Source organism: Prosthecobacter sp. (genome assembly GCF_029946185.1).
Lineage (GTDB): Bacteria > Verrucomicrobiota > Verrucomicrobiia > Verrucomicrobiales > Verrucomicrobiaceae > Prosthecobacter.
Genome location: NZ_JAQSEA010000042.1, coordinates 18,647 through 31,578 on the forward strand (window position 1 = coordinate 18,647; position 12,932 = coordinate 31,578).

A 12,932-nucleotide genomic window follows, 5' to 3' on the forward strand; every position below is an offset into this window, starting at 1 on the left:
AGCAAGATTGTGCCCTGTGCCAATCTTGTTATGTTCGCAAAAGCAGATCATGAACTTTTCCACAATTCTTCGATTCCTTGCCATTGCGCTGCCCGCTCTGCTGGCCAGTTGCGCCAAGCCCGCTTATGAGGAGCGTGGTTATGCCTCCTACATCGCAGAACAGTATGCGGGGCGCTACACCACTTCGGGAGCCATCTATCAGCCGTTAGGCTGGACCGCCGCGCACAACACCCTGCCCTTCGGCACCGTGGTCAAGGTGAAGAACAACGGCAACGGACGCACAGTGAACGTGACGGTGAACGACCGCTTCCCCTACTACCCAAACCGCGTCATCAATCTCTCCCGGGCCGCAGCTCAGGAAATTCAGATTCCCTATCATCGGCTGGGCGATGTCACGGTGACTGCCGACACCGTGGCCAGCGGCGCTGCGCCTGTGTCAAACTACGGCGCTCCTCCGGTCAACCGCAGCGCTCCGCCACGCACTGCTTACAAGGCACCCAAACCGTATCACGCGCCTGCAGCACCCAGCAGCTACCGCAAGCCCACCACGGTGCCTCCTGCTGGGTATGGCACCTCTCCACCTCCCCCAGGGTTTGGCACAATGCCTGCAGGCATTCCGCCGCCGCCGCCGGGCTATCGCTGAAGAGGCAGCTGCAACAGCAGCGACATTTTTCTGCCACACTTTGGCCGCGAGCGTCCATATCCACGGTGCATGGATTCTCTCACGCCACCTACCATTCCGCAGGATGCCGCCCTCGCCAGACAGGTCGAGGCAGGTGATGACGCTGCGTTTCGCCTGCTGATGCAGCGGCATTTGCAGCCGCTGCGCGGCTATCTGGCACTGCGGGCACCCGTGCCCGATTTGATCGATGAAGTGGCGCATGACGCCTTTGTATTCGCTTATCAGAACATGCGCGATTTCACCGAAGGCTCCATGCAGCCGTGGCTGCGAACCATCGCCTACAATCTGCTGCGCGACCGGCTTAAGGCCTATGCGCGTGACTTCACCAAACATGAGCGCTACTCCGAACAGGTGCGCTGGGAAATGGCGCTGGAGGCTTCTGACAAACCCGTGAGTGATGAGTCAGACCACCTCGCCACCTGCCTTGAAAAGCTGCGCCACCATCAGCGCACCATCCTGGATCTGCGTTACGAGATGCAGCTCAGTTGCGAGGAAATCGCCCAGCGCACCGGCCGCAGCACGCTTGCGGTGCGCACCGTGCTGATGCGTGTGCGCCAGCAACTGCGCAAGTGCATCGAACTTCACCTGGAGCAAAAAGCGGCATGAACTCCGACGAAGCGATCGATAAAGCTTTGGAGGGAGTGCTCTCCAATCATGAATGGCAGGTACTGATGAGCGACCCTGACACGCTCGCAGAGCTGGAGCAGCAGCTCGGCATGGACGCGCTGCTCCGTGTTGCCCTGGAAAAAAATGACACTGCCGCAGCGCTTGCAGATGCCATCGTGGCCAGCGCCCATCTGCCGCCGGTCGATGATCTCATGCGCAGCATCGAAGCGGCAACGACTCGCCGTCGCCAGCGGCGCTGGTTCACCAGTCTGCCCCGCTGGACCACGGCGGCTGCGGCTGTGTTGATCGGCTTCATCGGCGGCACCCTCGCGTGGCCAGATTTGTTTCAGCGGCTCGACCTTGCGCCTGTCGTGGCCCAGCGCACCGGAAAGCATGTCATCATGTACGGCCGCATTGTCGCAAACCCACCTGTGACTCGTGAGGCGGTGACGCCTGAACCGTTTCTGATTCAACCACCCCCTGCTGCGCCTATTGCTCCAAGTACGCCGACGCTCGAGGTGATGGTCGTCGAGAAAAAATCGGAACCTGCTCCTCAGCCAGCGCCTGTGGCACCACCCGCCATCAGCATGGCGAACGTCGCTGCTGCGGTGCCAGAGAAGATGGAGACCGCCACGATTCCACCGATCAATCTCGCTTCGAAACCGAGGCCCGACATGCCCTTGGAGACTCCCGATGTTTCCGCCAAGATTGATTTCGAACAGCATATTCTGCCGATTTTTGAGCGCTCCTGCTTTGAATGCCACAGCAGCAAACTGAAGAAGCCGAAAGGCGGCATCCGTCTGGATGATCTCGAAGCCATTCGCGAGAAGAGCCAGACGGACAATCTCATCCTGCCGCACAAGGCCTCCAAGAGCGCGCTGGTGAAATCCATCTCGCACAAACCCGGCCACGATGACCTCATGCCACCGCCCACCGAGGGCAAGCCGCTAAGCGCCGATGAAATTGCGCTCATTCGGCGCTGGGTCGAAGAAGGGGCCAGCTTCGGCTCGTGGACTTCCATGCATGCGAAAGAGGTTTCGATCTCGACGCTGAACGAGACCGTCGATGTCACCCAACTCCAGGCCGTGGCAGCACGCATTGATCAGCTCATCGAACGTGACCTCAGCAAACACGCGGAAGAGGCCCGCCCCTTGGCCAGTGAATTCGTCTGGCTGCGCCGCGTGTATCTGGACTTGGTCGGCCGCATTCCCACCAGCGAAGAAACCCAACGTTTTATCACCCTCAAGGACACTGACAAACGCAACCGCCTGATCAATGCACTGCTGGCCTCCAACGGCCACGTCAGTCACATGTTCAACTACTGGTGCGATCTGCTGCGTGCCAAGGATGATCTGGCTGAAGGTGTGCAGGGAGACTTTTATCTCGCCTGGATCAAGCAGAGCGTGCGTGACAACAAACCCTTCGATGAATGGACGCGAGAACTGCTGAGCCCCGAAGGCTACGGCTGGCGCGCCCCTGCGGCAGGCTATTACCTGCGCGATGGTGAAAACCGTGCGGCGAACATCGAGAGCACGGCCACGCTTTTTCTTGGCACCCAGATTTCCTGCGCGCAGTGCCATGACCATCCTTACAGCCGCTGGACGCGGAAAGATTACCATCAGTTCCTTGCTTGGACCTCGGGCATCACGACGGCTTCGAAGGCAGATGCCGTCGGCGAAGTCACGGGCAAAGCGATCCGTGAAGCGGCAGAACACTACGACCGGATGGCGATGGACAAGCTGGACTATGAGCGGCGGCAAAAAAACCAGCGCATCAGAGATGCCCTGCTGGCGCTCCAGCGTGCCGCAGGTGGTGCAGGCGTGGTCAACGGTGAGGGCCATCTGGCAAAGCTGCCCGACGATTATCAATACGCGGATGGCAAGCCCGGCGATGTGATCCCCGCCGCTGTGCTCTACGGCGAATCACCAACAGCAGGCGCACGCCCCGCAGAAACGCTTGCCGCATGGGTCACCGCTCCAGATAACACACGCTTTGCTCTCACGCTGGCCAACCGTTTGTGGGCCAAACTATTCGGTCTGCCGTTCGCTGGCAGAGTGGATCAAGTGCGCGAAGTGGCCGACTGCGCCAATCCTGATCTGGCCCAGTATCTCGTCAACGTCGTGCGTGATTCGAAATACGATGTGCGGAAGATCCTGCACATCTTCAGCCTCACCCGGACCTATCAGCGAGAAGCCGGGCCGCCACCGCAGGATCCCTCCGTGGTGTATCGTTTCCCCGGCCCGGTGCTGCGCCGTCTGACGGCTGAGCAGGTATGGGATTCCATGATGTCGCTGGCGGTGAAGGATCTCGATTTGAAACTGAATTTCGATCCTCCAGGTGTCGCGGAACTCGAAGCCGCCGTCGCTGCTAAAAAGACCCGTGAAGTCACGGCGGTGGCTCGTAAAATGGCGAACAAAGAAGAACGCGCCAAGCAGGTGGAGGAACGCCGCGCACGCCTGCGCAAGGACATGGCGCGGGAGTTTGCCGGAGGTGGCCTGGAGCGCGCCTCGGAACTGCCACAGCCCACGCCTGACGGCCATTTCCTGCGCATGTTCGGCCAGGGCAACCGTGACTTCATCGGCGATGCGTGGAGTTCCTCCACGGTGCCGCAGGCGCTGCTCATGCTGAACAGCGATTTCTTTGACCATGTCGCTCGTTCCGGCAGTCCGCTGTCGGACAGTCTGCGAGGGCTCAACAATGTCACTGAAGTCGCGCGCGGTGCCTTCCTGGCCGTGCTGACTCGTGAGCCGACGCAGGCTGAACTCGACGCCTGCAAGGAAGCCCTGGGAGACACCCGCAATGCCAAGGCGCTTGCCCGCACCTTGCTCTCCACCGCTGAATTCATGTTCCAAAAATAACCGCCTCTTTTATGCAGCACTCCTTGAACCGTCTCGATGACATCTCCCGCCGGGAACTCATCACGCGCATGGCCCGCACCTGCCTCGGCGTCAGCTTGGTGCCGCCCTTGGGGCTCGCACGCGCTTTGGAATCGAGTGCGCCGAAGTCTGCCAGTCACGTCATCTACCTCAACATGCGCGGCGGCATGAGCCACATCGATACCTTCGATACCAAGCCCGATGCGCCAACCGGGCATCAAGGCCCGGTGAAAACCATCAAGACCAAATCCGACGACCTGCTCATCTCCGGCTACTTTCCCAAACTGGCGGAGCACGGCAAAAAGATCGCGGTGGTTCGCTCCATGCATCACACCCAGGGCGCGCATGAACAGGGCATGTACAAAGTGCTCACGGGTTATGAAGTATCCGCCACCATGCGCCATCCTGCACTCGGATCTTGGGTGGCGCGGCAGGTCACGCAGGGACATTCCACCTTGCCGCCGTACATCCGCCTCGCAGGTCTCGCGGGGCATCCGGGCAGCGGGTTTATGGATGCACGCTATGCCCCCGTCCCGGTGCTGGATGCCAGCAAAGGCCTGGAACACACCCTGCTGCAAAACGGCGACTCCATGACCAATCTGCGCAAACGCAGCGGCCTCGCTGAAACACTCAACAGCGGCTTCCTCTCGCGCTATCCCATGGCCGATGTCAAAGCACATGCCGATGTCTATGCGGACGCCATCAAGCTCATGACGAGCAAGGACCTCGACGCCTTCGACATCACGCAGGAAAAAAGCACCTTGGCGGCAGACTACGGCAACGATGACTTTGGCCAGGGGGTCCTGCTGGCACGCAGACTCGTCGAGCGCGGCACCAAGTTCGTGGAGATCGAACTCGGTGGCTGGGACACGCATTCAGACAACTTTGCTCAGGTGGAATACCTCGCCAGCCGTGTGGACAATGCGGTCTCCACGCTGCTGGAAGATCTGGAGACACTCGGTCTGCTGGAAAGCACGCTGGTGGTGCTCACGACCGAGTTTGGCCGCGGCCCGAAGATCGACGGCACAGGGCGCGGGCACCATCCCATCGCGTTTTCATCGTTCATCGCAGGCGGCGGCGTCAAAGGCGGTCAGGCTTATGGCAAGACCGATGCAACCGGCACCCAAGTGATTGAAAATCCCGTCACGGTTCTCGACTTCCACGCCACCATCGGTGCGCTGCTTGGTGTCCCGCCACAGGAAACCATCGCCGCAGGCAACGGCGGTAGTTTCAGCATCTATGGTGGTACAGGTGCCAAGCGCGGCGTGCCGATTGCGGCGCTGATCTGATCACTCTTTTTTAGGCTGACGCTCGATCCAGTCATACAGCATGGGCAGCAGCAGGAGCGTGAGCAATGTGGAGCTGATGATGCCGCCGATGACGACGGTGGCCAGTGGTCGCTGAACCTCGGCTCCCGCCCCATGCGCCAAGGCCATGGGCACAAATCCGAGCGCGGCCACGAGCGCAGTCATCATGACGGGGCGCAATCGTGTGGCCACGCCGTTGAGCACCGCATCACGCACGCTCATGCCCTCCTCGCGCAGCTCGTTGAAGTAGTTTACCAGCACGAGTCCGTTCAAGACAGCCACGCCGCTAAGAGCAATGAACCCGACGGCGGCGGTGATGCTGAAGGGCATGCCACGCAGCTCAAGAGCGATGATGCCGCCCGTCAACGCCAGCGGGATGCCCGTGGCGACGAGGAGGGTCTGACGGATGCTGCCGAAGGCGAAGAAGATGAGCATCAAGATCAACGCGAGGGCAGTGGGAACGACGATGAGGAGCCGGGCGCGTGCCTCCTGCAGGTTTTCAAAGGTGCCGCCGAACTCGAAGCTGTAGCCTTCGGGCAGCTTCACTTCCTGCTTGATGCGCGCACTGGCTTCGTTGACGAAGCTTTCCATATCGCGCCCTTTGACGCCGACGAGCAAGGCAGCACGACGCTGGGTGCGATTATGGCGGATGGGTTCGACTGTTTTTTCGGTGCGAATGTCCACCGCGTCGCCAAGCGTGAGCATGCCGAAGTCGCCGACACGCAGCGGCAGGCCTTTGATCATGTCCTCCTTGGAACGTTGCGCCTCCGGCAGACGAACGACGATGTCGCGCTTGCGAATGCCCTCGACCACCTGACCGACAACCTCACCGCCGAGGCCGGCGGAGACAGCGCGGTTCACCTCGGCGAGCGGGATGTCGTATTTGGTGAGAACGTCGCGCTTCACCTGAAGAATGACGGTACTGGGGCGGCCATCGGTTTCGAGTTCGGCATCGCCGCCGGGCGTGGAATTGAGGATATCCTTAATCTGCGTGGCGAGCTTTTCCAGCACATCGAAGTCGATGCCATAAATGCGCAGGGTGAGCTCCGCCTTGGAGCCTTCCATCATCTCGTTGAAGCGGGTTTCGATGGGCTGGCCGAACTCGAAGTTCTGATCGGGGAAGACTTTGTTCACCTCGACATCGATGGCTTGAATGAGCTCCTCCTTGGTGCGGGGCAGGCCCGGGCCTTGGGGCCATTCGGCGACGGGTGTGTAGAAGACGTACATGTCCGTCTCGTTGGGCGGCATGGGATCGGTGGCGACTTCGCTGGTGCCGATGCGGGAGTAGAACCGGGTGATCTGGGGGTACTTTTCGCGCAGGAATTTGCCGATGGCGAGATCCTCCTTCAGCGATTCATTGAGGTTCATGCCGACCTCGCGGTAGGCCATCATGGCGATGGTGCCTTCATCGAGCTTGGGCACAAATTCCGCGCCGAGGGTGGTGAAGCGCCAGCCGCAAAAGGCAAAGAAGCCGACGGCGGCGAGGACGACGAGCAAGCGCAACCGGATGACGGCACGGAGCATGGGCTGAAACACGCGATTGAGGCCGGCGATGATCCAGTTTTCCTTTTCAGCGACATTGCCACCGAGGAAGAAGGAGCACATGGCGGGCATGAGGGTGAGCGCGAGCAGCAAGGCGCCGGTGAGGGCGAAGATGACGGTCACGGCCATGGGGCGGAACATTTTCCCCTCGACGCCGGTGAGGGTGAGGATGGGCAGGTAAACGATGGTGATGATGAGCACGCCAAAGAACATGGGGCTGGCCATCTGCTTGCTGCCGGCGAGGACTTCGCGCGAGCGCTCCTCTCTGGTGAGGATACGTCCAAGGTGGTGCTGCTTGAGGCCGATGCGGCGGACGATGTTTTCAACCATGACGACGGCACCGTCGATGATCAGGCCGAAGTCAACGGCACCGAGGCTCATCAAATTGCCGGACCAGCCACCCTGGACCATGCCGCAGATGGCGAAGAGAAAGGAGAGCGGAATGGCGAGCGTCACGATGAGCGCTGCACGCCAGTTGCCGAGCAGGACAAGCAGGACGATGATGACGAGCACGGCCCCTTCGACGAGATTTTTTTCCACCGTGCCGACCGTGGCTTCGACGAGATCGGAACGCTCATAGACGATGGTCAAGTCCATGCCGGGGGGGAGTTTTTCGCGCAATTCTTCGAGACGTGGCGCGACGCGGTGGCAGACGACGCGGGCGTTCTGCCCCATGAGCATCATGACGGTGCCGAGCACGACTTCCTCGCCGTCCATGGTGGCGGCACCCCCGCGAAAGCCGGAGCCCCATTGGACATGGGCGACGTCTTCTACGCGCATGGGTGCAATGGCAGCGCCGAATTTGATGGGAAGCTTGGCGATCTCCTCCGCCGTGCTGACGCGGCCGACACTGCGGACGGTGAGCTGTGCGCCGTCGCGGCTGATGACGCCGCCACCGGAGTTTTCAACGTTGCCACGGATGATGTCTGCCAGCTCGCCGAAGGTCATGTTGGCGGCTTTTAATTTGTCGAGCATGGGTTCAACGGTGACCTGGCGCTGGTGGCCGCCGCTGCTATTGATCTCGGCGACGCCCTGCACGACGCGGAGGTGGGGTTTCACAATGTACTCATGCGTTTCCCAGAGGCGCATGAGGCCTTCGCTTTCGTCGGCGGGCTTCTCTTTGGCACCCTTTTTCCAGTGCAGGGTGTAGTAGAAGATTTCGCCGAGGCCGGTGCTGATGGGGGCAAGACTCAGGGCGCTGCCCGGCGGCAGCTCACGCATGACGGCGGTGAGGCGTTCGGTGACGAGCTGACGGGCGCGGAAGATGTCCGTGTCGTCTTCGAATTGGATGGTGACCTGGCTGAGGCCAAATTTGGTGAGGGACCGGGATTCGAGGACGCCGGGCATGCCGGAGAGCGCCATTTCGATGGGCCGCGTGACAGCGCGTTCGGATTCCTCGGGGGCGAGGGAGGGGACGGCGACGTTGACCTGCACCTGCGGGCCGGTGAGATCCGGCACGGCATCAATGGGCAGGACCATGAGAGAAAGCAGGCCTGCAGCGAGCAGGCAGAAGGCCCCCAGCAGCACGAGGGCACGCTGACGGACTGAGAAGTCGAGAATGAAATTGAGCATGGCCGCAAAAGCGAAGTGTTCTAAAGACGACGCGGCCTAGTTCGCGAGTGAGGTGCCGGTGAGCTGCTCAAGCTGCAGGCGTGATTCCACGGCTCCGAGCTGCGAGGTGAGCACCGCCTTGACGGAGGCGATGTACTGACGTTGCAGCTCTGTATAAGTTGCCAGTGGCAGCGCTCCCAGACGATAATGCTCATCGGCTTCTGCAGCCGCCTTGCGGAAACTTTCCAGTGTGTCCGTCGGCCATTTGGCAAGCTCCTCGGTGTGGATGCGGTAATGAGCGGCCTGAGCGGCGACGTCACGCTCAAGCTGGCGCATCTGCGCGGTGAGCATGACCTCCGCCTGCACCTCCTTGGCTTTCGCAGCATCGATGGACCCCTTGTTGCGGTTCCACAACGGCAGCGGAATGGAAACACCGATGCCGATTTGGGTTTCTCGCGTGAACGACGTCTGCCTCTGAATGTAAGGCTGCACGGTGATGGAGGGCCAGCGCTCGTTTTTGGCGAGATCCACCTGGTAACCCTGCTGCTCCACATCAATGAAGCGGGCGCGCAATGCGAAATTCTTGCGGCGTGCCTCTGCCAGCAGAGACTCAAGCGGTGGCGGCGGATTGAGCACGAGATTTTCCATGCGCAGCTCCAACGGGTGCTCGGCTTTTTCACCCAGCAGCTGGTTCAGTTCAAAACGGGCGGCGGCCAGTTCGTTGCGCGCGAGTGTGGCATCTGCGCCAAGAGTGAGCGCACTGGCTTGAATGATACGGGCCTCCAGACGTGGAGCGGCACCGGCGGGATCGCGCTGAAGCAGTACGGATGCGAGGGATTGGAAGCGTTTCGCCACCTCTTCGGCTGCCTGTGTCTGTTCCTGAGCGGCAAGCAGTTTCCATGAGATGGTCCGCACCCGTCCGGCGAGCGCCGCACGAAACTGGGCGACTCCGAGCTGGGCGAGTTCGATGTCTTTTTGCGCGATGGCCTTGCGCAGTGAAAGGCGTCCGGGCCAGTCGAAGGTTTGCGTGAGCTGGACGGCCCAGGTGGGGCCATCGCCCACGGCACCCGTGGCGAGATCGCGTATATGCCAGTTGCCGACCCCGACCATCATGTCGGGATTTTTGATCTCACCCGCCTTGGTTTTACCCCCTTGGGCGACATCGATTTGAGCCTCGTAATAGCGCAGCTCCGGGTGGGTGGCGAGAGCCTTGAGAACGAGAGAGTTGACTGAGACGGGCTCCGTTGCGCCAATGACGGGCAACTGGAGGCAAACTAACAAACAGAGAAATAGAGAGGAAAGTTTCATGTGCGTAAAAAAGAGAATGGGTGGTGAATCAAGAGCAATGCGGAAACATCCGCAGCCCGCAGTGTCCGCATCTGCGGACCTGCATATTCAATCCATCGCTCTCAACAACGCATGACGGTCCTGCCAGACTTCAGCGCAAGACCTCGCGACCACGAACTCCTCTGCATACGCCCGACCAGAGCGGCAGTCACGGACGGCTTGCTGAGTGTGCAGTCCATGACCAGCAAAGGTGCCGCCGTATTGGCGAGGTCTTGGATGGCCGACTGCTGCTGGGTGCGTGAATCATCGACCTGTTGGAATGCCAGAACATGGTCCGAAGCTGAGGATTCAGGCGCTACTGCAAAAGCGATCAGCACACTGCAAAGGGCGTCATGCTCATGGTGGCTGAGCTCGGCGGTGGATTTGCCCGCATGGGAAAGAACCACGGTCACTGCCCCCTCATTGGAAACCCCCACTTTGACCGCATGGTCACCATCAGCCAATGCCGCCGCCATGCAGATGGCCGGCGCGATCCCGTGGGAGGAAAGCAGCCAGCCAAACAGCAGCAGCAGATGTACCAGCCTGCTTGAAGGCGTGGAGTGATGGCGATGTGCGAACATGTCGGATCTTAATTGTACAAGGTAACATACCCTGAGAGGACAATCTAGCATGAAAAAGTGCGCCTAACTCAGCCCTCTCCTGACTCGGGATTGTCCGAGTCCTCTAGATTTTTCTGCTTATGCAAAGGAACGAACGGCTGGTAGTCCGGACATTCTCCTGGGCCTGCGACGTGGCGATCCCGGCCTCTCTAGCCCAAACGCTCAAGTTTGCTTCTTAGCTTGCGCATCAGGACCGCATTTCCTTCCAGCTCTTCCATCAACAGGGTCAGTACATCCAGAGTCCGACGGCTGATGTGATGCTCCATGCCTTCCACATCTTCGTGGACTGTCTTCGGATCGAGCCCGAAACCTGCCAGCAGACGCGTCAGAACCTCATGCCGCCGAGCGATCTCCACGCCAACCTTGCGGCCCTCATCGGTCAAGACCACCCCGCGATACCGCTCGTACACCACAAAGCCTTCCGCATCGAGCTTCTGGATCATGTTCGTGACGCTAGCCTGGGAAATGCCCAAGTTTTTGGCGATGTCCACCACGCGTGCATACCCCTTACCTTCGATCAGATTGTGAATCTGTTCCAAATAATCTTCGATGGCCGGTGAGTGGACATGCGCGGTGGTTTCTTTGCGCTTGGCAGGCATTTCTGACAAGTAGCCGGGGCGTCCGTGGAGGCAAAGTGAATCATTTCACGGAGAAATGTTAGCCCAGCCTAATTTTAACACTTGTGCCTTTGCCAGCCTCATGTTCTTAGTCCGGTCTAATTTTCTCATGCGCGCCAATCTATCCCAATTCTTTGCTCTAGCCCTTGCCTGCAACATCTCATCTGGAGCAGATGCGGTGCGCCCGATGAGAACCGACCGGCCGGACGTCACCGAGTCCGCCTATTCCGTCGCCCCAGGCTTCTTCCAGGTCGAAATGAGCTTCTTCGACTACGAGCGTGATCGCGCAGGCCCTGACCGGCTGGATTCCTGGATCTATGGCCAGATCAATTTCAAATACGGCCTCACCACCAACAACGACCTCCAGATCGTCTTTGATACCCACGCAGTCTCCCGTGCCCTCAGCGCCGACGATGAGCGCGAGATCACCTCCGGCTTTGGAGATGTCACCCTCCGGCTCAAACATAACCTCTGGGGCAACGACAGCGGACGCACCGCCCTGTCGGTGATGCCTTTCATCACCATCCCCACTGGCAGCGCATTCAGCGCAGATGCCTGGGCCGGTGGTGTGACCATGCCCTTTGCCATGACGCTGACCGACCGCCTCAGCCTCGGTGCCATGGGCCAGGTGGACCTCGTGCCCGATGGGGAGACCCATGGCTACGACCTCGAATTTCTCGCGACCGTTTGCCTTGGCGTCACCCTCACTGAACGATGGGGCACTTATAGCGAACTCATCATCAGCGCAGGCGAGGACACCGATGCACGGCTCCGCTCAGCCACCGGTGTCACCTTTGCCATCACGGACGATTTCGTACTCGATGCCGGTGTCCGCATCGGCCTAAATCGTGCTGCGCCAGATCTTGGTGTATTTAGCGGTGTCAGCTTTCGTTTTTAATCCATCATGATCAGACCACACTTCCTCGCCCTCTTCTGCCTCGCATTAATTGCCTGCAAACCGCCTTCATCCGGCCCCAAAACCGGGCCGAAGCGGATTCTGACCACCTTCACCATCATCCAGGACATCGCCCAGAATGTTGCGGGCACGGCGGCCATTGTGGAGTCCATCACCAAGCCAGGAGCGGAGATTCACGACTACGATCCAACGCCGCTGGATCTGGTGAAAGCTCAGGATGCCGATCTCGTGCTTTGGAATGGCCTGGGTCTGGAGCGCTGGTTTGAAAAATTCTTGCAGCAGGTGAGGGACGTGCCAAACGTGGTGCTCACTGAGGGCATCGAACCGATGGGCATCGGTGAGGGGCCTTACACTGGCAAACCGAACCCACATTCCTGGATGTCGCCCGCGAACGCCATCATCTACGTCGAAAACATCCGCAGAGCGCTGGTGAAGCTCGACCCCGCCAACGAGGCCACCTACACGAAGAACGCCGCCGCCTACACCGCCGAACTCCGCGCCGTGGACGAACCCGTGCGCAAAGCGCTGGAGGCCATTCCGAGCGATCAACGCTGGCTGGTGAGCTGCGAGGGCGCATTCTCCTATCTGACGCGCAACTACACCATGAAGGAACTTTATCTCTGGCCCATCAACGCCGATCAGGAAGGCACGCCGCAGCAGGTGCAAAAGGTCGTGGACACGGTTCGAGCCAACAAAATACCAGTCGTCTTTTCGGAAAGCACCATCAGCGACAAAGCCATGCTGCAAGTAGCGAAGGAAACCGGCGCACGTTACGGTGGAGTGTTGTATGTTGACTCACTCACCAGTGACGACGGCCCTGCGCCGACTTATTTAAAACTTTTGCAATACAACGCCGACACCATCTTGAAAGCGTTTGCCCATCCCTGAC

The 12,932-nt window shown here is 60.0% G+C and carries 10 protein-coding genes; 6 read left to right on the forward strand and 4 right to left on the reverse strand.

The window, feature by feature from the left end; all coding sequences use genetic code 11:
* Window positions 1-49 precede the first annotated feature (49 nt).
* From PSV43_RS02265 to PSV43_RS02280, 4 genes are all read left to right on the forward strand, one after another.
* Window positions 50-643, forward strand: coding sequence for a septal ring lytic transglycosylase RlpA family protein (locus PSV43_RS02265; RefSeq protein ID WP_300193276.1), 594 nt, complete (start codon window positions 50-52; stop codon window positions 641-643).
* A 69-nt stretch (window positions 644-712) separates the two neighbouring features.
* Window positions 713-1,288 carry a sigma-70 family RNA polymerase sigma factor gene (locus tag PSV43_RS02270; protein WP_300193279.1) on the forward strand — a complete coding sequence of 192 codons (576 nt, stop codon included), beginning with the start codon at window positions 713-715 and terminating at the stop codon, window positions 1,286-1,288.
* Window positions 1,285-4,146, forward strand: coding sequence for a DUF1549 domain-containing protein (locus PSV43_RS02275; RefSeq protein WP_300193282.1), 2,862 nt, complete (start codon window positions 1,285-1,287; stop codon window positions 4,144-4,146). The genes PSV43_RS02270 and PSV43_RS02275 overlap by 4 nt, the downstream gene beginning before the upstream one ends.
* A 23-nt stretch (window positions 4,147-4,169) precedes the next feature.
* Complete coding sequence (locus PSV43_RS02280; protein WP_300193285.1) at window positions 4,170-5,453, forward strand: DUF1501 domain-containing protein; 1,284 nt, start codon at window positions 4,170-4,172, stop codon at window positions 5,451-5,453.
* Here the strand turns inward: PSV43_RS02280 and PSV43_RS02285 are convergent, their stop codons facing one another.
* The 4 genes from PSV43_RS02285 to mntR form a co-directional block, all read right to left on the reverse strand.
* Window positions 5,454-8,585 (reverse strand): CusA/CzcA family heavy metal efflux RND transporter, encoded by a 3,132-nt coding sequence (locus tag PSV43_RS02285; protein ID WP_300193288.1) that lies wholly within the window; start codon window positions 8,583-8,585, stop codon window positions 5,454-5,456.
* Window positions 8,586-8,621: 36 nt separating this feature from the next.
* Window positions 8,622-9,872 carry a TolC family protein gene (locus tag PSV43_RS02290; RefSeq protein WP_300193291.1) on the reverse strand — a complete coding sequence of 417 codons (1,251 nt, stop codon included), beginning with the start codon at window positions 9,870-9,872 and terminating at the stop codon, window positions 8,622-8,624.
* A gap of 101 nt (window positions 9,873-9,973) precedes the next feature.
* A complete protein-coding gene (locus PSV43_RS02295) occupies window positions 9,974-10,471 on the reverse strand; it encodes a hypothetical protein (protein ID WP_300193294.1) in 498 nt (165 codons plus the stop codon).
* A gap of 188 nt (window positions 10,472-10,659) precedes the next feature.
* Window positions 10,660-11,109, reverse strand: a complete 450-nt coding sequence (gene mntR, locus PSV43_RS02300; RefSeq protein WP_300193297.1) for a transcriptional regulator MntR — start codon at window positions 11,107-11,109, stop codon at window positions 10,660-10,662.
* A gap of 127 nt (window positions 11,110-11,236) precedes the next feature.
* On the opposite strand from mntR, the gene PSV43_RS02305 reads away from it, so the two are divergent.
* Both PSV43_RS02305 and PSV43_RS02310 read left to right on the forward strand, forming a co-directional pair.
* On the forward strand, window positions 11,237-12,025 hold the full coding sequence (locus PSV43_RS02305; protein WP_300193300.1) for a transporter: 789 nt from the start codon (window positions 11,237-11,239) through the stop codon (window positions 12,023-12,025).
* A gap of 6 nt (window positions 12,026-12,031) precedes the next feature.
* Complete coding sequence (locus tag PSV43_RS02310) at window positions 12,032-12,931, forward strand: metal ABC transporter substrate-binding protein (protein WP_300193302.1); 900 nt, start codon at window positions 12,032-12,034, stop codon at window positions 12,929-12,931.
* Window position 12,932: the final 1 nt, after the last annotated feature.

Excerpts from the sequence above, each read along its gene's own strand:
- PSV43_RS02305 (WP_300193300.1), top strand. The coding sequence starts at position 11,237 with ATGCGCGCCAATCTATCCCAATTCTTTGCTCTAGCCCTTGCCTGCAAC.
- PSV43_RS02270 (WP_300193279.1), top strand. The coding sequence starts at position 713 with ATGGATTCTCTCACGCCACCTACCATTCCGCAGGATGCCGCCCTCGCC.
- PSV43_RS02310 (WP_300193302.1), top strand. The coding sequence starts at position 12,032 with ATGATCAGACCACACTTCCTCGCCCTCTTCTGCCTCGCATTAATTGCC.
- mntR (WP_300193297.1), bottom strand. The coding sequence starts at position 11,109 with ATGCCTGCCAAGCGCAAAGAAACCACCGCGCATGTCCACTCACCGGCC.
- PSV43_RS02295 (WP_300193294.1), bottom strand. The coding sequence starts at position 10,471 with ATGTTCGCACATCGCCATCACTCCACGCCTTCAAGCAGGCTGGTACAT.
- PSV43_RS02275 (WP_300193282.1), top strand. The coding sequence starts at position 1,285 with ATGAACTCCGACGAAGCGATCGATAAAGCTTTGGAGGGAGTGCTCTCC.
- PSV43_RS02265 (WP_300193276.1), top strand. The coding sequence starts at position 50 with ATGAACTTTTCCACAATTCTTCGATTCCTTGCCATTGCGCTGCCCGCT.
- PSV43_RS02290 (WP_300193291.1), bottom strand. The coding sequence starts at position 9,872 with ATGAAACTTTCCTCTCTATTTCTCTGTTTGTTAGTTTGCCTCCAGTTG.
- PSV43_RS02285 (WP_300193288.1), bottom strand. The coding sequence starts at position 8,585 with ATGCTCAATTTCATTCTCGACTTCTCAGTCCGTCAGCGTGCCCTCGTG.